The 19,294-nt window shown below is 72.4% G+C and carries 20 protein-coding genes and 4 pseudogenes; 7 read left to right on the forward strand and 17 right to left on the reverse strand.

Going from position 1 to position 19,294, the window contains the following annotated elements; all coding sequences use genetic code 11:
* Positions 1 to 12: 12 nt before the first annotated feature.
* From purF to pnp, 6 genes and pseudogenes are all read right to left on the reverse strand, one after another.
* On the reverse strand, positions 13 to 1,398 hold the full coding sequence (gene purF, locus OV079_RS18020; protein WP_267770034.1) for an amidophosphoribosyltransferase: 1,386 nt from the start codon (positions 1,396 to 1,398) through the stop codon (positions 13 to 15).
* Between the two features lie 86 nt (positions 1,399 to 1,484).
* Positions 1,485 to 1,850 carry a phage holin family protein gene (locus OV079_RS18025; RefSeq protein WP_267708582.1) on the reverse strand — a complete coding sequence of 122 codons (366 nt, stop codon included), beginning with the start codon at positions 1,848 to 1,850 and terminating at the stop codon, positions 1,485 to 1,487.
* A complete protein-coding gene (locus OV079_RS18030) occupies positions 1,847 to 3,010 on the reverse strand; it encodes a phosphoribosylaminoimidazolesuccinocarboxamide synthase (protein ID WP_267770035.1) in 1,164 nt (387 codons plus the stop codon). The genes OV079_RS18025 and OV079_RS18030 overlap by 4 nt, the downstream gene beginning before the upstream one ends.
* Positions 3,011 to 3,159: 149 nt before the next feature.
* Entirely contained in the window at positions 3,160 to 4,668 is a 1,509-nt protein-coding gene (locus OV079_RS18035; RefSeq protein WP_267770036.1) for a protein kinase, read from the reverse strand.
* Positions 4,669 to 4,683: 15 nt separating this feature from the next.
* Complete coding sequence (gene dut / locus OV079_RS18040; RefSeq protein WP_267770037.1) at positions 4,684 to 5,136, reverse strand: dUTP diphosphatase; 453 nt, start codon at positions 5,134 to 5,136, stop codon at positions 4,684 to 4,686.
* 4 nt (positions 5,137 to 5,140) lie between these two features.
* A pseudogene (gene pnp, locus OV079_RS18045) lies at positions 5,141 to 7,245 on the reverse strand (polyribonucleotide nucleotidyltransferase).
* On the opposite strand from pnp, the gene OV079_RS18050 reads away from it, so the two are divergent.
* Positions 7,196 to 7,357, forward strand: coding sequence for a hypothetical protein (locus tag OV079_RS18050; RefSeq protein WP_267770039.1), 162 nt, complete (start codon positions 7,196 to 7,198; stop codon positions 7,355 to 7,357). The pseudogene pnp and the gene OV079_RS18050 sit on opposite strands and share 50 nt — an antisense overlap.
* 64 nt (positions 7,358 to 7,421) lie before the next feature.
* Here OV079_RS18050 and rpsO read toward each other — a convergent pair whose 3' ends face one another.
* The 7 genes and pseudogenes from rpsO to OV079_RS18085 form a co-directional block, all read right to left on the reverse strand.
* A complete protein-coding gene (gene rpsO, locus OV079_RS18055; protein WP_267778582.1) occupies positions 7,422 to 7,712 on the reverse strand; it encodes a 30S ribosomal protein S15 in 291 nt (96 codons plus the stop codon).
* Between the two features lie 111 nt (positions 7,713 to 7,823).
* A pseudogene (gene truB / locus OV079_RS18060) lies at positions 7,824 to 8,844 on the reverse strand (tRNA pseudouridine(55) synthase TruB).
* Positions 8,822 to 9,241 (reverse strand): 30S ribosome-binding factor RbfA, encoded by a 420-nt coding sequence (gene rbfA, locus OV079_RS18070; RefSeq protein ID WP_267770042.1) that lies wholly within the window; start codon positions 9,239 to 9,241, stop codon positions 8,822 to 8,824. Before rbfA ends, truB begins: the two are co-directional and overlap by 23 nt.
* 26 nt (positions 9,242 to 9,267) lie before the next feature.
* On the reverse strand, positions 9,268 to 9,909 hold the full coding sequence (locus OV079_RS18075; RefSeq protein WP_338089089.1) for an EF-Tu/IF-2/RF-3 family GTPase: 642 nt from the start codon (positions 9,907 to 9,909) through the stop codon (positions 9,268 to 9,270).
* A 98-nt stretch (positions 9,910 to 10,007) separates the two neighbouring features.
* A pseudogene (locus tag OV079_RS18080) lies at positions 10,008 to 10,757 on the reverse strand (translation initiation factor IF-2); the annotation flags it as partial.
* 127 nt (positions 10,758 to 10,884) lie between these two features.
* Positions 10,885 to 10,947 (reverse strand): annotated as a pseudogene (locus OV079_RS58120) (hypothetical protein); the annotation flags it as partial.
* Positions 10,920 to 11,531, reverse strand: coding sequence for a hypothetical protein (locus OV079_RS18085; RefSeq protein ID WP_267770045.1), 612 nt, complete (start codon positions 11,529 to 11,531; stop codon positions 10,920 to 10,922). The gene OV079_RS18085 and the pseudogene OV079_RS58120, both read right to left, overlap by 28 nt.
* Positions 11,532 to 11,720: 189 nt before the next feature.
* On the opposite strand from OV079_RS18085, the gene OV079_RS18090 reads away from it, so the two are divergent.
* A complete protein-coding gene (locus OV079_RS18090) occupies positions 11,721 to 11,867 on the forward strand; it encodes a hypothetical protein (protein WP_267770046.1) in 147 nt (48 codons plus the stop codon).
* 463 nt (positions 11,868 to 12,330) lie between these two features.
* Here OV079_RS18090 and OV079_RS18095 read toward each other — a convergent pair whose 3' ends face one another.
* Genes OV079_RS18095 through OV079_RS18110 form a run of 4 tightly spaced genes read right to left on the reverse strand, consistent with a single transcriptional unit; the run spans position 12,331 to position 15,076 of the window.
* Positions 12,331 to 12,678 (reverse strand): translation initiation factor IF-2 N-terminal domain-containing protein, encoded by a 348-nt coding sequence (locus OV079_RS18095; protein ID WP_267770047.1) that lies wholly within the window; start codon positions 12,676 to 12,678, stop codon positions 12,331 to 12,333.
* Positions 12,679 to 12,681: 3 nt separating this feature from the next.
* Complete coding sequence (locus tag OV079_RS18100) at positions 12,682 to 13,095, reverse strand: YlxR family protein (protein WP_267770048.1); 414 nt, start codon at positions 13,093 to 13,095, stop codon at positions 12,682 to 12,684.
* 1 nt (position 13,096) lies between these two features.
* Positions 13,097 to 14,512 (reverse strand): transcription termination factor NusA, encoded by a 1,416-nt coding sequence (gene nusA / locus OV079_RS18105; protein WP_267770049.1) that lies wholly within the window; start codon positions 14,510 to 14,512, stop codon positions 13,097 to 13,099.
* 21 nt (positions 14,513 to 14,533) lie between these two features.
* A complete protein-coding gene (locus OV079_RS18110) occupies positions 14,534 to 15,076 on the reverse strand; it encodes a ribosome maturation factor RimP (RefSeq protein WP_267770050.1) in 543 nt (180 codons plus the stop codon).
* Between the two features lie 595 nt (positions 15,077 to 15,671).
* Between OV079_RS18110 and OV079_RS18115 the strand changes: the two genes are divergently transcribed.
* The 5 genes from OV079_RS18115 to OV079_RS18135 are packed head-to-tail and all read left to right on the forward strand — an operon-like array spanning position 15,672 to position 19,260.
* Entirely contained in the window at positions 15,672 to 16,301 is a 630-nt protein-coding gene (locus OV079_RS18115; RefSeq protein ID WP_267770051.1) for a nitrilase-related carbon-nitrogen hydrolase, read from the forward strand.
* Positions 16,298 to 17,356, forward strand: coding sequence for an RNA polymerase sigma factor (locus OV079_RS18120; RefSeq protein WP_267770052.1), 1,059 nt, complete (start codon positions 16,298 to 16,300; stop codon positions 17,354 to 17,356). Before OV079_RS18115 ends, OV079_RS18120 begins: the two co-directional genes overlap by 4 nt.
* Positions 17,353 to 17,988, forward strand: coding sequence for a hypothetical protein (locus tag OV079_RS18125; RefSeq protein WP_267770053.1), 636 nt, complete (start codon positions 17,353 to 17,355; stop codon positions 17,986 to 17,988). The genes OV079_RS18120 and OV079_RS18125 overlap by 4 nt, the downstream gene beginning before the upstream one ends.
* A 15-nt stretch (positions 17,989 to 18,003) precedes the next feature.
* The gene (locus OV079_RS18130) at positions 18,004 to 18,198 is read left to right on the forward strand and encodes a hypothetical protein (RefSeq protein ID WP_267770054.1); all 195 of its coding nucleotides are present in this window, start codon (positions 18,004 to 18,006) and stop codon (positions 18,196 to 18,198) included.
* A gap of 9 nt (positions 18,199 to 18,207) precedes the next feature.
* Positions 18,208 to 19,260: a hypothetical protein gene (locus OV079_RS18135; protein WP_267770055.1), complete on the forward strand. Its 1,053-nt coding sequence runs from the start codon at positions 18,208 to 18,210 to the stop codon at positions 19,258 to 19,260.
* Positions 19,261 to 19,294 lie beyond the last annotated feature (34 nt).

Genomic DNA, 19,294 nt, shown 5'->3' on the forward strand with positions numbered 1-19,294 from the left:
GCGTTTTGGGGCTCAGGCTTCGATCAGGCGGAGCTGACGGCGGCCGGGCGGGGGGATGAAGCGGATCGGGTAGCGGCCGGAGAAGCACGCGTCGCAATAAGTTGTACCAGAATCGCCGCGCACCGCCTTGCTCAGCCCCTCGGGCGAGAGGTAGGCCAGCGAGTCGGCCGTGAGGTAGCGAGCGATCTCGTCGGGCGTGTGGCTGGCGGCGATCAGCTCGGAGCGGGTCGGCGTGTCGATGCCGTAGTAACAGGGGCTGATCACCGGCGGCGACGAGATCCGCAGGTGGACCTCGCTGGCGCCGGCGGCCCGGATCATCTTGACGATCTTGCGCGAGGTCGTGCCGCGCACCAGCGAGTCGTCGACCACCACCACCCGCTTGCCGCGCAGCGCCGACGGCACCGGGTTCAGCTTGAGCTTGACGCCGAAGTGGCGGATCGAGTCCTTCGGCTCGATGAAGGTGCGGCCGACGTAGTGATTGCGGATGAGCCCCATCTCGAACGGGATCCGGCTGGCCTTGGCGAACCCGAGCGCCGCGACCACGCCGCTGTCGGGCACCGGCACGACCACGTCGGCCTCGACCGGGGCCTCGCGCGCGAGCTGCTCGCCCATGGCGATCCGCGCCTCGTAGACCGGGAGGTCGTCGATGACGCTGTCGGGGCGGGCGAAGTAGACGTGCTCGAACACGCAGAAGCGGCGATTGTCGCGGCGCAGCTGGACGCTGCGCAGGCCGGTGTGGTCGATGACGAGGATCTCGCCGGGGGCGATGTCGCGGACCTTGTCGGCCTCGATGAGGTCGAAGGCGCAGGTCTCGGAGGCGACGACGTAGCAGTCGGGGTGGTTGCGCAGGCGGCCGAGCACCAGCGGGCGGAAGCCGTGCGGGTCGCGGACGGCGAGCAGCTTGTCCTCGGTGACGAGCACGAGGCTGTAGGCGCCCTGGACGCGGCCGAGCGCGTCGCACAGGCGCTCGACGAAGGTCGGCTCGCGGCTGCGCGCGAGCAGCTGCAAGATGACCTCGGTGTCGCTCTGGCTCGAGAAGATGGCGCCGTCGTGCTCGAGCTCCTCGCGCAGCTGCTCGGCGTTGACGAGGTTGCCGTTGTGGCCCAGCGCGACCGAGCCGTGGCGGTACTCGGCGGTGAGCGGCTGGATGTTCTTCGGCAAGGAGCCGCCGGCGGTGGTGTAGCGGACGTGGCCGACGGCGATGCGCCCCGGCAGCTGCCCGAAGGCGCCGTCAAACACGTCGGCGACGTAGCCCATCTTGCGCACCGCGTGCAGCGTGCCCTCCTGCGAGGTGACGATGCCCGCCGACTCCTGGCCGCGGTGCTGAAGCGCGTGCAAGCCCAGATAGGTGAGGTTCGCAGCCTCGGGGTGATTGAAGATGCCGAACACACCGCACATGGCGCGCGAAGCCTAGCAGCACGCACGCAACGAGGCCGGGCGCCGGCGCCGCCAGGACCGTGAGCCGACGCGCGGACAGGTGCTCGCTAGCCGGAGACGGCCCGCGTGACCAACATCTGCAGCAAGGTCAGACCGATCGCCGCCCACAGCGCCGTGCGCCAGCGGACGAACCGCACCCCGTCGACCAGGTTCTCGGTGATGACGAGCAAGATCGCGTTGACGAACGCCTGCACGAGGAAGGCGCCCAGCGGGCCGCTGATGAGGATCGGGAAGAAGAACACCAGCGACAGCAGGAAGAACAGCACCTTGCCGAGCACGGCGCTGAGCAGCCCGCAGATCACGGCCGCTTTGAAGGCGCTCCACAGGTCTCGCACAATCATTCCCGGCAGGAGCGCCGAGCAGACGATCAGGCCGAAGGTGAACGCGAGGCAGGAAGCGACGAGCGACGTCATCGCCGCCAGCGTGACCCGCCTGCCTGCCGTTTGCAAGCCAGAGCGCGGCTCAGGGCGGCCCCAGCCAGCCCGGCCAGGTCGCTAGCCCCGCGAGCCGCTCGCGCGCCGCAGGGCTCGGCCGAGGTCGCGGCGCGAAGGGAGACGGATCGATCGCGCCGCGATCGCGGCGCTAGCGCGGCGGCAGGCCGAGGTTCCGCCGCAGGCGTGCGACCGGTGGCTCGGTGTCCGGCTCGAAGCGGCGGCCCGTGATGAGCTCGTGGACCTCGATGTAGCGCCGCGCCGCCTCGGCGCGGACCTCGTCGGGCAGCGCCGGCGGCCGCCTCGCCGCGGAAGCCCTGCGAGACCAGCCAGCGCCGCAGGTACTCCTTGTCGAGGCTGCGCGGGTCTTCGCCGCGCGCCATCGCCTGGGCGTAGCTGTCGGCGTACCAGTAGCGCGAGCTGTCGGGCGTGTGGATCTCGTCGATCAGCACGACCTCGCCGTCGGGCCGCACGCCGAGCTCGTACTTGGTGTCGACGAGGATGAGCCCGCGCTCGGCGGCCATCTTCTGCCCGGCCTCGAACAGCGCCAGGCAGCGGCGCTCGAGCACGTCGTAGCGCTCGCGGTCGATGAGCCCGCGCTCGACCAGCCAGTCGCGGCTGACGCTGATGTCGTGCTCGCCCTTCGGCGCCTTGGTCGACGGCGTCAGCAGGTTCTTCGGCAGCTGCTCGTGGCGGCGCAGGCCCTCGGGCAAGGCGTGACCGCAGAAGCTCCGCTCGCCGCGCTCGTAGGCGCGGGCGATGCTGGTGTCGCTGACGCCGGTGAGGTAACCGCGGACCACGAACTCGACCGGGATCGGCGTGCACTCGACGGCGCGCATGGCCTGAGGGTCAGGCACGCCGAGCATGTGGTTGGGGAAGATCGCGGCGGTGGCGTCGAACCAGAAGCGCGCGAGGCCGTTGAGCACCTGGCCCTTGAACGGGATGGTGCCGAGCACGACGTCGAAGGCGCTGACGCGGTCGGTGACGAGGATCAGCCGCTCGCCGCCGCGCGTGAAGTTCTCGCGGACCTTGCCGCTGTAGCGCGCGCCGAGGACGTCGAAGTCGTCCGGCAGCGCGTCGAGGGTGCCGCCCGGCGCCAGCGCGCGCCGCATCTCGGGGGATTCGCTGTCGGTGACCGCCATGCGGCGCGGACCATACCCGGACCGCGCCGCGCGGGGGCGCGCTCAGGTGAACGCCCACGCGAGGACCACCGCGACCACCAGCGCGGCGATCACCAGCCAGAAGCCGGTGTCGTTGCGCCGCGGCGCGGGCAGCACCGGCGGCCGCGACGTCAGCGAGAGCTGGCGCTGAGCGAGGAGCCGGCGCTGAGCGACGTGGCGGCCGTCGGCGCCTTGGGCTCGAGCGCCGGCGCCGGCTTCGAGTCGAGCAGCGCGGGCAGCGACGCGGGCGGCGTCGGAGCCGGCACCGGGGCCACCGGCGCCTCGATCTCGCGCGCGTCGGAGCGGGCCGCCGAAGGGCTGGTGTCGCCGCCGCTCGGCTCGACGATGATGTCGGGCCGCGACGGCGAGGGCGAGCCGCGACGGACGATGCTGTCCTCGGTCAGCACGTGGACGCGGCGCAGGCCGCTGTTCGAGCGCCCCGAGGGATCCTGCGGGTTGGCGAAGCCGCCGGCGCTGACGGCCGCGAAGGTGCCCGAGGGGATCGAGCTCGAGCGCAGCGCCTGCACGCTGTTGGGCCGGATCGAGCCCTCGCCGAACAGCAGATCCTCGAGGCCCATGACCGGCTGCTCGACCGGCGCCGACGCGGTGACCTTCGGCGCCTCTCTGACCGGAAGGCCAGGTGCCGAAGGACCTGTCGGAACGGACAGGCTCTCGAGGGCAGGCGGCAGCGGAGCCGCGGGCGGAGCGACCGGCGGCACCGCGATCGACGGCGCCGAGACCTCGCCCGAGGGCCTCGAGGCGCGCGGCGGGGGCGGCGGCGGCGGAGCCGGCGTGAGGTCGATGATCGGCTCGGGCGCGGCCTCGGCGGTGCCGGCGAGCGCGAGCGCCTCGAGGCGCCGCACCAGCTCGGCGCCGTCTTGCGGGCGAGCGCCCGGGTCGGCAGCGAGGCTGGCGCCGATCAGCGCCCACAGCCCGGCTTGCAGCCCCGGCGGCTCGGCGGCGCGGAGGGCCGCGGCGCCGCGCAGACCGGTGGCGAACTCGGAGAGCGCGACGCCCCACGCGTAGGTGTCGGAGGCGGGCGTGAACCCGCCGCCGGCGAGCACCTCGGGGGCGAGGAGCGCCGGGTCGACGCTGCTCCAGCGCCGCTCGAGCTCGACGCGGGCGCACAGCGGGGCGAACCCGTGCTGGAAGGCCGCCGGGCCGCGGGGACCCACGAACACCGCCTCGCCGGCGAGCATGCCGTGGACGCGGCCGCGCTCGTGCAAGGCGGCCAGCGCCCGCGCCAGCTGCCGCGCCAGCCGTTGCAGCTCGTTGGCGAGGTCCGACGAGCGCGGGCCGTCGTCCATGTCGCGCAACGCGAACGCGCCCTGCAGCGGGTCGTAACAGACGACCACGCGCTCGCCGTCTTGACCGACGAACACCTGGGGCACGAGCGCCGAGTCCTGCACCTCGCCGAGCTCGGCGAGCTCGCGCACGAACGCGGCCCGGGCCTCGGGCGTGGGCAACAGCGCGGCGTCGAGGACACAGGCTCGGGCGGGCTCGCCGGTCTGGGTGTCGAGGACCGCGAGCGTGGGGCCGAACAACTGCACGCCGGTGTTGGCCGGCTCTTCACGCATGAGCTCGAAGCGGCCGCACAGCGTGGTGTGCTCTTCGAGCGAAGTTCCGGCGCTCAACTCCATGAGACGCTCCCGCGGCTAGACGCCGGTGCTGCCGAAGCCACCATCACCACGCGCGGCCGCCGGGAGGTCCTGGACCTCGACGACCGCAGGGAAGACGACAGGGGCGACCACGAGCTGAGCGATCCGCTCGCCGTGCGCGACGACGAACGGCGCGGCCCCGAGATTGACGAGGATGACCTTGAGCTCCCCACGATAGTCGGCGTCGATTGTACCTGGTGCGTTCACGATCGAGAGCCCGTGCCGCAGGGCCAGCCCCGATCGCGGACGCACCTGACCCTCGTGCCCGCCGGGGATAGCGACGGCGACGCCCGTGGGAATTAAACGGCGTTCCCCGGGCGCCAGCTCGACGGGCCCATCCGGCAGACAGGCCGCCAGGTCCATCCCGGCCGCCTCTGCGCTCATGCGGCGCGGCAGCTCGGCCTGGGCGTGGACCTTGCGGACCAGCAGCGTCGGCTGGACGTGGGACATCCGCTCACCCTCGCAGGTTCTGGACCTCGGACGGGTCGACCCCGAAAGCGGCTCGGCGGCTGAGGCGGATCTTGCCGGTGGGATCGACATTGATCACCTTCACCACGACCTCGTCGCCCTCCTGGACCACGTCGGTCACGCGGTCGACGCGCTTGTCCTCGAGCTCCGAGATGTGGACGAGGCCGTCGGTGCCCGGGAGGATCTCGACGAACGCGCCGAAGTCGACGATCCGCTTGACCACCCCGTGGTAGGTCGCGCCCACCTCGGGCTCGGCGATGAGGCCCTCGATGAGCCGCTTGGCCCGCTCGATCTGGGCGATGTCGTTGCTGGCGATCGCCACCCGGCCCGAGTCCTCGATGTTGATGACGCAGCCGGTCTGCTCGATGATCGCGCGGATCGTCTTGCCGCCGGGCCCGATGACCTCGCGGATCTTGTCGACCTTGACCTGCATCGTGACGATGCGCGGCGCGTGCTTGCTGATGTCGGCGCGCGGCTCGGCCAGCACCTCGAGCATCTTGCCGAGGATGTGCAGCCGGCTCTCGCGCGCCTGGTCGAGCGCGGCCTCGAGGATCTGGCGGGTCAGGCCCTCGATCTTGATGTCCATCTGCAGCGCGGTGATGCCGGCCTTGGTGCCGGTCACCTTGAAGTCCATGTCGCCGAGGTGATCCTCGTCGCCGAGGATGTCGGAGAGGATGGCGATCTCCCCGCCCTCCTGCATGAGGCCCATGGCGACGCCGGCGACCGGCGCCTTGATCGGCACGCCGGCGTCCATCATCGCCAGGCAGCCGCCGCACACCGCGGCCATCGACGACGAGCCATTCGACTCGAGCGTCTCGCTGACGATGCGGATGGTGTACGGGAACTTCTCCTGCGCCGGCAGGACGTACTTCAGCGCCCGCTCGGCCAGCGCGCCGTGGCCGACCTCGCGCCGCGACGTGCCGCGCACCGGCTTGGCCTCGCCGGTGCAGAACGGGAGGAAGTTGTAGTGCAGCATGAAGTTGCGCGTGACGTCGCCGCGGATGGTGTCGAGCCGCTGCGCGTCGCTCTCGGTGCCGAGGGTGACGGTCGCCAGCGCCTGCGTCTCGCCGCGCTGGAACAGCGCCGAGCCGTGCGGCCGCGGGAACGGGTGGGCCTCGATGTAGATCGGGCGCACGTCGCGGGTGCCGCGGCCGTCGAGCCGGCGGCCCTCCTTGATCACGCGGCTGCGCACGACCTTCTTCTCGAGCTTGCCCAGCGCCGCGAGCACCTCGCCGGTGCGCTCGGGGTGGCTGGCGGCGAAGCGCTCGATGACCGCCTTGTTGGCGGCCGCGAGCGCGTCGCGGCGCTCGTGCTTGCCGGTGATGGCGAACGCGGCCCGCACGTCGGCGTCGGCCGCGGCCATGACCTCGGCCCGGAACGCCTCGTCGACGGCCGGCTCGAGGTGGACGCGCTTGGGCTTGCCGGCGTGCTCGCGCAGGCGCTCCTGCAGCTCGAGCAGCGGCTGCGCCGACTCGTGGGCGAACATGAGGGCGTCGATCATGTCCTTCTCGAGGATCTGATCGCCGCCGCCCTCCACCATCACGATCGCGTCGCGGCTGGCCGCGACGACCAGCAGGATGTCGGCGGCCTTCATCTGATCCCACGACGGGAACGCGACCAGCTTGCCCTGCACGCGGGCCACCCGGACGCCGGCGATCGGGCCGGCCCACGGGGCGTCGCTGATGTGCAGCGCGGCCGAGGCGCCCGTGATCGCCAGAATGTCGGGCTCGTGCACCTTGTCGTGCGACAGCACGGTGGCGATGATCTGGGTGTCGCTGCGATAGCTCTTGGGGAACAGCGGGCGGATCGGCCGGTCGATGAAGCGGCAGGTCAGCGTCTCCCACTCGGTGGGACGCGCCTCGCGCTTGAAATAGCCGCCGGGGATCTTGCCGGCGGACGCCGGGTACTCGCGGTACTCGCAGGTGAGCGGGAGGAACGGCAGGTCCTTCGGCTCCTTGCTGCTGACCGCCGTGACGAGCACGGCTGTCCTCCGCAGCGCACGACCACGGCGCTGGACTGCTTGGCGAGCTTGCCGGTCTCGATGCTGATCTGGACCTCGCCGACGGCGCAGGTCTCGGTGATGACGTTCATTGGGGGAAACTTTCCGCCGTGGGAAAAAACTCTGGTCCTGCCCATTGGGCGTCGGACACGACGCGCCCGCGCCGACATGCCGGCGCGCTCCACGGCCGATCAGCGCGACTGACCTGCGCGGGCGCCAGAGGCCACAAAAGTGAAAGGGGGAACGAGTCCCCCTTCTGCTCTCGGCCTTACTTGCGGATGTTGAGCGCCCCGATCAGGGACCGGTAGCGGTCGACGCTGCGGTTGCGCAGGTAGTCGAGGAGGCGGCGGCGTTGACCGACGAGCTTCAACAGACCCCGACGCGAGTGGAAGTCCTTGGCGTGGCCGCGGAAGTGCTCGGTGAGGTAGTTGATCCGCGACGTGAGGAGGGCGATCTGCACCTCCGGGGACGCGGTGTCGTTCGGGTGGGTCTGGAACTTGCTGACGATCTCGGCCGTGCGATCAGGAGAGAGACATTTCGGATTCTCGGGTGCGGGCAGCCCGTGCCCCCGCAGAAGGTGTTGTGCTTTTTGTGTAGGCGGAAAATCCAGGCAAATCCCCGGCGTGTCAAGGCCGCTCGCGCATGGGTCGACGCTTTTCCGTCGGCCCGGTCACGAGTCCGCCTCGGCGGCGGGCGCCGCGACGTGAAGGACTTTCTCGGGCCGCCACTCGGCCCCGTCGAGGCGGACGACGACCAGCGCGTCCGGAAACCATAGCGCCTGCCTCGCCGCCGCCTCGTGACCCTCGGCCAGAGTCGGCGCGACGGACGGCAAGGCGCCCTGGCCCACGACTCGGCCGTGCAGCAGCCCCGTCAGCGCGTCGGCGTCGGGCCCGGCGACGCGGCGCACCGGGAACGGCAAGACCTCGCCCGGTGCTCGCAGCGCCGCCCCGAGCCGCGCTCGCATGGCCTCGCGGGTGGCGGCGCCGTCGAGACCGAGGCGGAACTTGGGCGGGGCACCGGCCAGGTCCGGCAACCGCGCGGAAACGAGCACCGGCACCGCCTCGGCGAGATCGAGGCGATCGCAGGCCAAACGGCGCAGCCCGGCGAGGTGCGCCGGCAGACCGACGCGACGACCGAGCTCTTCGGCGAGGCTGCGAATATAGGTGCCCTTGCTCACGGCACACGTCGCGTCGATCGCGTCGTCGCCGACCTCGATGTCTCCCACGGACCGCAGCTCCATCGGCCGCGGTGCGAGCGCCAGGGCCTCGCCCTTGCGGGCCCGTTCGTGGGCCGGACGACCCTCGAGCTTGACCGCCGAGTACGCGGGCGGCGGCAGCTCGAGCGCGCCGCACATGTCCTTCAGGACATCCGCAGCGGCCCGCGTCTGCGCCGCGGACACCGGGGCCTCGGCGATCGTCTCACCCGCGCGATCGGCCGTGGTGGTCGAGCGACCGAGGCCGAAGCGCGCGGTAGACCTTGTCGACGGCGCTGAGGTACGGCACGAGCCGCGTCGCCGCGCCCACGCACACCACGAGCAAGCCCGAGGCGAGCGGGTCGAGGGTGCCGCAGTGGCCGACCGCCTTCTCGTTCAGGACCCAGCGGACGAAGCCGACCACGTCGTGCGAGGTCGGCCCTTCCGGCTTGTCGACGAGCAGGACGCCGCAGCGCTCAGTCGCCGTCGCCCTCGCCACCCTCGTCCTCGTCGCCGCTGTCTTCTTCGGACTTCGGCGCGGCCGGGGGCGTGGCGATCTCGGACAGGATCGTCTCGATCCGCAGGCCGCGCTGGATGCTCTCGTCGAACTCGAACCGCAGCTCGGGGATCCGCCGCAGTTGGACCCGCCCCTGCAGTTCGCGCCGCACGGCCCCTGCCGCCGAGCGCAGCCCCGCCAGCACCGTGGCGCGGTCGCGGTCGGGCGACAGCAGGTCGACGAACACCCGCGCCAGCGTCAGCTCGGTGTCGACCTTGACGCCGGTGACGCTGAAGTTGACCCCCTGAAGGCGTGGGTCGCTGATCGCTCCGAACAGGAGCGCGTCGGCGATCCCGCGGCGCAGGGTCTCCTCGACCCGTTGCATCCGGTTACTCGCCATACGCGCTCCCTGCCCTCTCCGCCGCCTCACAGCGTCGGCGCGATCGTCTCGATCTCGAACGCCTGCAGGATGTCGCCCGGCTCCACCTCGGGGAACGAGTCGATCACGATGCCGCACTCGAAGCCCTCGCGGACTTCCTTCACGTCCTCCTTGATGACGCGCAGGCTCGAGATCCTCCCCTTGTGGATGACCGTCCCGCCACGGACCACGCGGACGTGGCTCGTGCGCTGGATGAGGCCCCGCATGACGCGGCAACCGGCGACCACACCGACCTTCGGGATCGGGAACAGCGCCCGCACCTCGGCCTCGCCCTGATCGCGCTCGCGGTACTCGGGCTCGAGCAGGCCGACCATCAGCTCACGCGTCTTGTCGAGCGCGTTGTAGATGACGTTGAAGGTGTAGACCGGCACCTTCTCGGCGTCGGCGATCTGACCGGCCTTGCCGACCGGCTTGGTGTTGAAGCCGATGATCACGGCCTCGCCGGCGGACGCGGTCTTGACGTCGGTCTGGGTGATGGCACCGACGCCGGACGAGATGACCTCGACCTTGACCTTGTCGGTCGACAGCTCGAGCAGCGCCTGCTTGAGCGCCTCGGCCGAGCCCTGCACGTCGGCCCGGAGGACGATCTTGAGGGTCGGCGTCTTCTTGCGCTGGATGAAGTCGGCGATGCTGGGACCCGAGCGCGCGCTCTCCTTGCGGCGCCGGACCTCGCGGCGGTGGGTGACGAGCGGCGGGCGGCCTTCTCGCTCTCGACCACGTTGAAGCGGTCGCCGGCCGACGGCACGCCGTCGAGGCCGAGGACCTCGACCGGCGTCGAGGGTCCCACGTCTTCGAGCGCGCGGCCGCGGTCGTCGAGCATGCCGCGGACCTTGCCGCTGAACTCGTTGGCGACCACGATGTCGCCCTTGCGCAGCGTGCCGGCCTCCACCAGGACGGTGGCGATCGGGCCGCGACCCTTGTCGACGCGCGCCTCGAGCACGACGCCGATCGCCCGGCCCTCGGTGGTGGCCCGGAGATCGAGGATCTCCGACTGGATGGCCAACATCTCGAGCAGGTGGTCGATGCCCTTGCCGGTCTTCGCCGACACCTCGCAGATGATGGTGTCGCCGCCGTACTCCTCGCCGACCAAGCTGTGCTCCATCAGCATCTGCTTGACGCGGCCGGGGTTGGCGTCGGGCTTGTCGATCTTGTTGAGCGCCACCACCAGCGGGACGTTGGCCTCCCGCGCGTGCTTGATGGCCTCGACCGTGGTCGGCATGATGCCGTCGTCGGCGGCGACGACCAGCACGACGACGTCGGTGACTTGCGCCCCGCGGGCACGCATCGCCGAGAACGCCTCGTGACCGGGCGTGTCGAGGAACACCACGTCGCCCTTGGCCGTGCTGACCTTGTAGGCGCCGATGTGCTGGGTGATGCCGCCGGCCTCGCCCTCGGCGACCGTGGCCTTGCGGATCCGGTCGAGGAGCGAGGTCTTGCCGTGGTCGACGTGGCCCATGATGGTGACCACGGGCGCGCGCGTCCCCGGCCCCCTCCTCGGTGCCCTCGTCGAAGTACTGGTCCTCCTGGAAGGCCACGTTCTCGACGGTGTAGCCGTACTCGGCCGCCACCAGTTCCGCCGTCTCGGCGTCGACCGCGCTGTTGATGGTGACCCCGCGCAGGCCCATGCCCCACAGCGTCTTCAGCAGCATCGTCGCCTTCTTGCCCATCTGGTGCGCGAGGTCGGCGACCGGGATCGCCTCGTCGACGCGGATGCGCTTCTTCGACTCCGACATCTCCTGCGTGGAGGGTCGGGCCCGGACGCGCCGGGGCGTCCGCGGACGTTGCGGAGCATCGTCTTGCGCTTGCGGCCCTGCTGCTGCGCCCGCTCCTCGCGCTCCTTGCGGATCGTGGCGCGGCCGCGCTGCTGGCTGTCGCTGGCGTCGGTGATGATCACCTGCTGCGGCCGCGGGCGGTTGGCGAGCTGGACGAAGCCGAGGATCTTCGGCTCGGCGCGCTGCGGAGCGGCGCCGATGATGGTGCCCGACTCGTCGCGGACGACGCGGCGGTTCGCCGCCTCGGCCGCTTCGGAAAGAGGCGCAGGTTGCGGCGGCTGCGGCGGCTGCGGGGCCGCGGGCGCGGCGGGACGGCCGAGCTGGCCGGCGCCGGAGCGATCGCCCGGACGGCCGGAGACCGGCGCCGGCTGCACGACCTGGCCGCGCGGACCGGTCTGCTGGCCGAGCTGCGTGCCCAGCGGGCGAGTGCCGGTCTGGGTCGGGGCGCCCGGCTTGCCGGGGCCCGGGCGCGTCTGCACGCCCGGACGAAGCGGCGTACCGACCGGGCCGACCTGGCCCTGCGGCGGTGTGCCGCGCGGACCGTCGGGACCACGGCGATGCGGCTCGTTGCGAGGCTCGTGGCGAGCCTCACCGCCCCGCGGGCTGTCCTCCATGCGCGAGGCGACGCCGCCCGGCAGGCGCTTGGTGCCCGGCGGAGCTGGATCCGCGTGCCCACCTCGGGCGCGGGCGCCCGCGGAGCGCTGGCCTGCGGCTGCGGCCGCGACTGCTCGGCCCTGCGGACCTCCGGGCGCGACTCGGCGTGCCGCGTCACCGGCGGCTGGGCCGGGCGCTGCGCCTGGGTCACGGGCCGCTGAACCGGCGGCTGGACCGGCTGCGACTGCGCCGGGGCGACCGGAGCAGGCGGCGTGACGGGCTGCGGCGCAGCCACCGGGGGCGGCGTCACGGCCGGCTCGGCCGGGCGGGCCGGCTCGACCGGCTCGCTGCGGACCGGCTCGGCCACGACGGGCTCGGCAGGCGGCGCGACCGGGCGCGGCGGGGCGGGCGGAGCCGGGGGCTCGGCCTGCACCGACGGCTGGACGGGCGCCTGCACCGGCTGGCTCGGACGGGCCTCGACCGGCTCGCTCGGGCGCTCGCGCACCTCGATCGGCTCGGCGACGGCCCGCACCTCGCGCTGCGGCTCACGCGGCTGCGTCACCGCAGGCGTGGACCACGGGGTCTCCGGCGGGCGCGACGGCTCGCTCGGGCGCGCCACTGGCGCGCTCGGACGGACCACCGGCTGCGGCGCGCTCGTCGGTGTCGGCGGCACGGGCCGGCGGATCACCGGCGCGGGCTGCTGCTGCTGCGGCTGCTGTTGCACCGGAGCGGGACGCACGACCGGCGGCGAGGGACGAGCGGCCACCTCGGGCTGCTGCTCCTCATCTTCCGGCCGCGGGCCACGCCGGGACGACGAATGACCGCTGCCGGACCGCTGGCACGCGGATCGTTACGCTCGGGCTCGCGGCGGCCGCCGCCCTGGACTTGGCGACGGACAAGCTCGGCCTGGTCGTCGTCGAGCGTGCTCATCACGCCCTTGATCTCGACCCCGAGGCCGCGGATCAGGTTCTCCATCACCTTGTTGTCCTTGCCCAGCTCTTTGGCGAGCTCATAGACGCGAATCTTGGCCATAACTCAGGAAACCCTCCCCACCGGGGCGCGCATGGCGGTCGCCAAGGCAGCGAGACGTTGGATGCGCGCCGCAGCGGCGGTGCCGCCGGTGCGGTTCAGGAGATCGATCTTGCCCGCGAGCGCCTCTTCGTGCGCGCGCCACAAACCAGCGGGGTCCACCGCTGGCATCTTACGAGCGAACGCGCGGGCGAGGCCGCCACGGCGGGCGGCGCGCTCGAGACAGGCGCGCGCCGGGCACACGTAAGCCGAGCGCCCCCTGGCCGAAAGGCCATGGCGCTTCGCACATGTCCGGATGTACTCGTCCGGAACGACCAACACCTGTTCGCCATCATCGGCGAGCAGGATCCTCGTCCGCAGGAGTTCAGCCTGCGGACGGACGGCGCGGCAGCCCACGCAAGTGCGCATCGGCGCGTGCATGTTACTCGCCACCTCCGTCGCCGTCGTCACTTTGGTAGTGGTCCTCGCCCATGTCTTCGGGCGGGGGCTCGGGGTACTTGACGTTGAGCTCGAGCTTGCCCGAGGCCGCGTCGTCCGCGACCTCGATGATCTGCTCGGCGCGCTCGGTCGAGCCCACGCCCGGCACCTGCGCCAGCTCTTCCGCGTCGGCGATGGCGACGTCGCGGAGGTTGCGCCAACCCATCTGGAACATGGCCAGGGCCACGGCGTCGCCGACGCCCGGGATCGCCGCCATCTCGGCCAGCGAGCGCCGCTCCATCTGCTTGAGCTTCGACTCGGAGTAGATGTCGATGCGCCAGCCCGTCAGGCGCGAGGCCAGGCGGACGTTCTGGCCCTTCTTGCCGATCGCCAGCGACAGCTTGTCGTCGGGGACCACGAGCTCCATCGTGTGGCGCTCGGCGTCGATGAGGACGCGCGACACGGTGGCCGGCTGGATCGCGTTGCACACGAAGCGGGCCGGGTCGTCGTTGTAGGGGACGATGTCGATCTTCTCGCCGCGCAGCTCCTGGACCACCGCCTGGACGCGGCTGCCGCGGATGCCGACACAGGCGCCGACGGGGTCGACGTCGCGGTCGCGCGAGGACACCGCGATCTTGCTGCGGGCCCCCGGCTCGCGGGCGCACGCCTCGATGCGGACGATGCCCTCGTAGATCTCGGGCACCTCGTGCTCGAACAGCTTCTCGACCAGGCCGCGGTGGGTCCGCGACAGGATGATCTGCGGGCCGCGGGCCGACTTGTCGACGTCCTTGACGAACGCGACCACGCGGTCGCCGGGGCGCAGCGACTCGCGCGGCACCTGCTCGCGCGCCGGCAGGAGCGCCTCGGCCTTGCCGTTGTCGACCTCGACCACGATCGAGCCGCGCTCGAAGCGGCGGACGATGCCGGTCATCAGCTCGGACTTCTTGTCCTTGTAGGCGTCGAACAGGTTGTCGCGCTCGGCCTCGCGGACGCGCTGGATGATGACCTGCTTGGCGGTCTGGGCGGCGATGCGGCCGAACCCGTGCTGGCCGAACTGCAGCGCCTCGATCTCGGCGTAGTCCTTGGCCTGCTGCTCGGCGCGCTTCTTGTCGGATTCGAGATAGAAGATCTGGAAGAGGAGCTCGTCGCCGATCTCGGCCTCGAGGCCGGCGCGGTGCGCTTGCTCGAGGCTGATCTCGCGGTGGGGCGCGGTCACCTTGTCGACCACGTAGAGCACCTGGAACAGGTTTACGTGCCCGGTCTCCGGGTCGAAGCTGGCCTCGATCTCCTTGTCTTCGAAGACCTTCTTCGCCGCGGTGGCGACCGCCTGCTCGACAGTCTCGATCAGGACCTCGCGCGAGATCTTCTTCTCGTCGCAGACCTGGTCGAGCACCGCACTGAGGTTGAGCTGTTCTTCCATAACCGGATGACCTCTGCTGTCCTAGCCGTGCCCCCCGTACTCGGGGGAGTACACGAGGTTGGCCCGCCGGATGTCGGCGAGCGAGATCTTGTAGATGGTATCACTGTCGAGCGACCGCAAGAGCACCGTGCCGCGGCGATCGTCGGCAGGATCGGCGGCGTCGACCTCGGTGCCGACGATCCGTCCGTGAAAGGTCCGCTGGTCGGCGCTGCCCTGGTCCGGCAGCGGGTGGAACGTGCGGACCACGGCGCGCCCGCCGACGTGGCGGGCGAAGTGACTGAGGCGTGCCAGCGGCCGGTCGACGCCGGGCGAGCTGACCTCGAGCGTGTACGGCAGCGACAGCAACGCGGTCAGCTCCGGCGTCTCGGGATCGGCCTCGGCGGCGTCGAGGGCGTTGCTCAGGACCCCGCTCATGCGCGAGCAGTCGTCGAGCGAGACGCCGTTGGGATGGTCGAGGTACACGCGCGCGATCCGGCCGCCGCGGCCGCCGGCCCACTCGATGAGCACGACCTCGAAGCCCATCGCCCGCGCCACCGGCTCGACCGCCGCCTCGAGCAGGCGCACCGCCCTCGTGCCCCTCGTGCTCGGCCTCGGTGCCAGCGACGTCGTCGACCGCCGCGGGCTGCGGCGGGTGCTTGGGGCTCTTGTTGTGTGTCGGGCGCCTCGTGGCCATGCGGGTGGGATTCGAGACAAACGAAAAAGCGAGCTCGGCCAGTTGCCTGCTCGCTTACGAAAGGCAATTGCTGGCGGGGCTCGTAGCACGGCGCTTGAAGGCGAGCAACCCCCTTCCCGGGGCGTGAGGCCCGGAGGCCCCCGATGGCGCGGTCCTGGCGTCGGGTCCTCCAGGAGGCTTGGCGGCGGGCGTTTTCTCGCTACCATCCCCGCGTGCGAGACCTCTGCGCCGCCTTGATCCAGCTCGGCAGTGGGGCTGACCCCGTCCCGAGCCTCGCTCGCGCCGCCGAACTCACGCGCGAGGCGCTCGCGCACGGCGCCGAGCTCGTCGTGTTGCCCGAGAACTTCTGGGCCGTCGCCCCGCCGGGCCTCGACCGGAGGCCGTGGGCGGTCGATCTCAGCGCCCTCGGGCCGGGCGGCGATCTCCACGGCGAACCGCCGCCGGTGCTGCGACCCTTCCTCTCTCTCGCGGGAGTACCCGGCGGCGGTGATCATCCTCGGCGGCCTGCCGGAGCTGCCCCCGGCCGGCGGCGAGGGCAAGTTCTACAACACCCTGGTCGCGGTGTTCGGCGGCCGCGTGGTCGCGGTCTACCGCAAGATCCACCGCTTCGACGCCACCTTGCCGGACGGCTCGCGCGCCTCCGAGTCCGACGTCATCCTCGCGGGCGAGACTCCGCACGTGCTCGCCGCCCCGTTCGGCAAGATCGGCCTCAGCATCTGCTACGACCTCCGCTTCCCCGAGCTCTATCGCGCGCTCTCCGCCGCCGGCGCGGAGATCCTCGTCGTGCCCTCGGCCTTCACCCTCCTGACCGGCATCGACCACTGGGAGCCGCTGCTGCGCGCCCGCGCCATCGAAAACCAGGCCTACGTGCTCGCCCCGGCGCAGTACGGGCCCCACGGCCACGGCCGCCACAGCTTCGGCCACAGCCTCGCCGTCGACCCCTGGGGCGCCGTCATCGCCCAGGTCTCGCGCGGCGAGGGCCTCGCCCTCACCTGGCTGCGCGCCGACCTGCTCCAGCGCGTCCGCAGCGACCTGCCCGCGCTGACGCACCGCCGCCTCCACGGCGTAACTCCGGCCGAGGTCGTCACGTTGTCGGCCGAAGAGACCCCGGCGTGACCTCTCCCGGCACCGGCCGCACCATCGGCACGGGCCGCGCCTCCGGCCCAGGCCGCGGCGCTCCACCCGGCCTCCACGCGCTGATGGACCGCTACCTCGACGGCGACGCGCGGGCCTTCGCCGCCCTGCACGCCGCCCTCGTCCCTCGTCTCACGGCCTTCCTCGTGCACCTCGTCCGCGACACCGCCGCCGCCGATGACCTGGTCCAGGCGACCTGGCTCAAAGCGCACCTGGCCCGGGCCCGCTTCCAGGTCCAGGGCACGAGCCCCGACGGCGCGGTGCAGGCCTGGTACTTCACGATCGCGCGCAACCTCGCGGTCGACTGGCTGCGCGCCCAGGTCCGCGAGCGCCGCCGCCGCGAGCCCGGCGCCGGCGACGCCGACGACCGCGATCCGCTGGCCGAGATCCCGTCGGACCTGCCGACCGCCGAGGAGCTGGAGATCGGCGAGGCCGAGGCGCAGGAGATCACCTCGCGGATCCGCGACGCCCTTGCCCAGCTGCCCGCCGGGCAACGCGAGATCGTCGAGCTCCACAAGTTCCAGGGCCTGAGCATGGCCGAGATCGCGGCGCGCCTGCGGATCCGCGAGGGCGCCGTGCGGGTCCGGGCCCACCGCGCCTACAAGGCCCTCGCGCAGTGGCTGACCCCTCCCTGCGAGTCCTGCTCGTGCTGCTCGCGCGAGGTGGGGCATGACGACGCGCTGTCCTGCCGTCGCCGCGGATCTCGCTCGCGCCGCGAGCCGCGATCGCGTCACCGCTCGTGCCGCCGTGAGCCGTGCCCCCGTCGCCGCGGATTTGGCTCGCGCCGCGAGCCGCGATCGCGTCACCGCTCGTGCCGCGAGCCGTCCCCCCGTCACCGCGGATCTCGCTCGCGCCGCGAGCCGCGATTGCATCACCGCTCGTGCCGCGAGCCGTCCCCCCGTCAGCGCGAATCTCGCTCGAACGCGGCGGGGCGCGACCGGCCGCATCCTCACGCGCTCGGGTCTCGCGCGATCCTCCGCACCCACCCCGACGAGCGCGCCGGAGCGCGAGATCCGGCGTCGGGAGGTCGCGCGTGACCATCGACGCCAAAGCCCTGATCGCCGACGACCTCGGCGAGCGCCGGCGCGAGCGCCTGCAACACTTCCGGCCGGCCTGGCTGTTGGCCGTGGCGATCCCCGTCGTCGGCCTGCTCGCCACCGGCGCGCGCGACGACTTCTGGGCCCAGCCGACCTGGATCCTCGTCCTCCAGGCGCTGGTGTGGGGCCTCGCCCTGTTCGCCTTGCCGGCGCTCGGGCTCGGCCTGTGGTTCCCCGGGCGCGCCGCCCGGGTCGTGCTCGGGCTCGTCGCCGCCGCCGTCGCCGTCGCCGTCGCCGCCGGACCTGCCCTCTTCGACAGGTCCTATCCGACAGGTCTCGAAGACCACCCGATCTACCAGTTCGGCTGCGCCTCGCTGACTCTCGGCGCCGGCGCGCTGGTGCTGGCGGTCTGCGCCCTCAGCGGGGCCTTCGCCCAGCGCCGGCGCAGCGCCGGCGCGCTGTGGCTGGCCGCCGCGATCGCCCTCATCGGGATCGACACCACCACCTGGCACTGCGTGATCACCGGCCTCGATCACACCCTGCCCTCGCACCTGGGCGCCGGCGTCCTCATGCTCCTGGCCGCCGGCCTCGTCGGCGCCGTCCTGCACCGCCGCCAGCGCCAGGCCGGCTGAATCGCCGCCGGCCTCGTGGTGCTGCGCTGCCCGCCGCGCCAGCCCGAACGGATCGCCGGCCGCGGCCTCGTCGCCAACCACTCTTTGTGGCAGAGCGGAGCCCGCCGCGCCCAGCCGGACCGAGCCGTCCGCGGCCTCGTCGCCAACCACTCCCTGCCCGCGCCGCCGGTCGTGCGCAGCCGGCAGCGCATCGGCCAGGATCTGCGATAGGCTGCGCGCGTGGCCACCGAGCACATTCTCACCCGCGGCAGCGACACCATCCGCATCGTCCACGACGGCTGCGACCTCGTCACCGGCGAGGGCGAGAACAGCGTCACCCAGACCTTCGACGACGACGCCGAGGCCCGCTCGCACCTCGACTACGTCCTGCGGCGCCTTCAACGCACCGGCTACGGCGTCAGCAGCCGCCGGTTCGCCCCCGAGCAGGCCCAGGCCGGCGTGCACGACGACCTGTTCGAGTGGGACGCCGAGCATCGCCGCCTCCGCTGCGTGTTCACCGACAACGTGGGCGTGCGGACCCGCTGCGAAGTCCTGCCCGACGTCGCCGCCGCGCGCGGGGCCGCGGGTCTTCACCTCGTGTGCGACCCGGCCAGCCCCGGCAGCGTCCTCGCCGTCGCCCTGGCCGAGCGACCGCTCCCGCAGGTGCGCAGCTTCGTCTTCGACACCCCGTTCCAGACCGTCACGCGCCAGCGCCACAACAGTCCCGGCCGGCTCGACCTCGTCCTGCAGGCGCTGCCCGCCCTCGAGTCGGCCTACGTCACCGGCGACGTCGAGCTGCGCGGCTGTCAGCACGCCCGCCTCAAGCACCTGCACTTGCTCGGCGATCCGCTGCCCGCCGACGCCTTGGCCGGCCTTGGCAGCAGCGAGTTCCCCGCGCTCGAGCGGCTGGTCCTGTGCCTCAGCCGCGACGACGAGCCCACCTCGACGAGCGACGTCGTCCGCGCTCTGCGGCGGCTGCGGGCGCCCGCCCTGCGCCACGTCTACTTGTCGGGCAGCGATGACCTGGTGGCGCTGCTCGACGAGCTGTGCGCGGCCCCGCTGCCCCCGTGGACCGTCCTCTCGGTCGAGGGCATGGTGCGCGACGAGGACGACCTGCTCGACATCCTCCAGGCCCGCGCCGACGCCCTCGGCCGCCTCGGCCGCCTCGCTCTCCCGCTCGTCGACGACCTGTCCGACGACGCCGCCGAGCGCGCCCTCCAGCTCCTGCCGCGCGTCATCGACTGCGACGAGCTGCCCGACCAGCTGCTGCCCGGCGTCTACGAGGAGTGGTGAGCGATCGCCTCCGGGGCCTGTTCTTCAGAGCATG

Origin of the sequence: Nannocystis pusilla (genome assembly GCF_026626665.1) — a bacterium.
Classification (GTDB): Bacteria; Myxococcota_A; Polyangia; order Nannocystales; family Nannocystaceae; genus Nannocystis; species Nannocystis pusilla.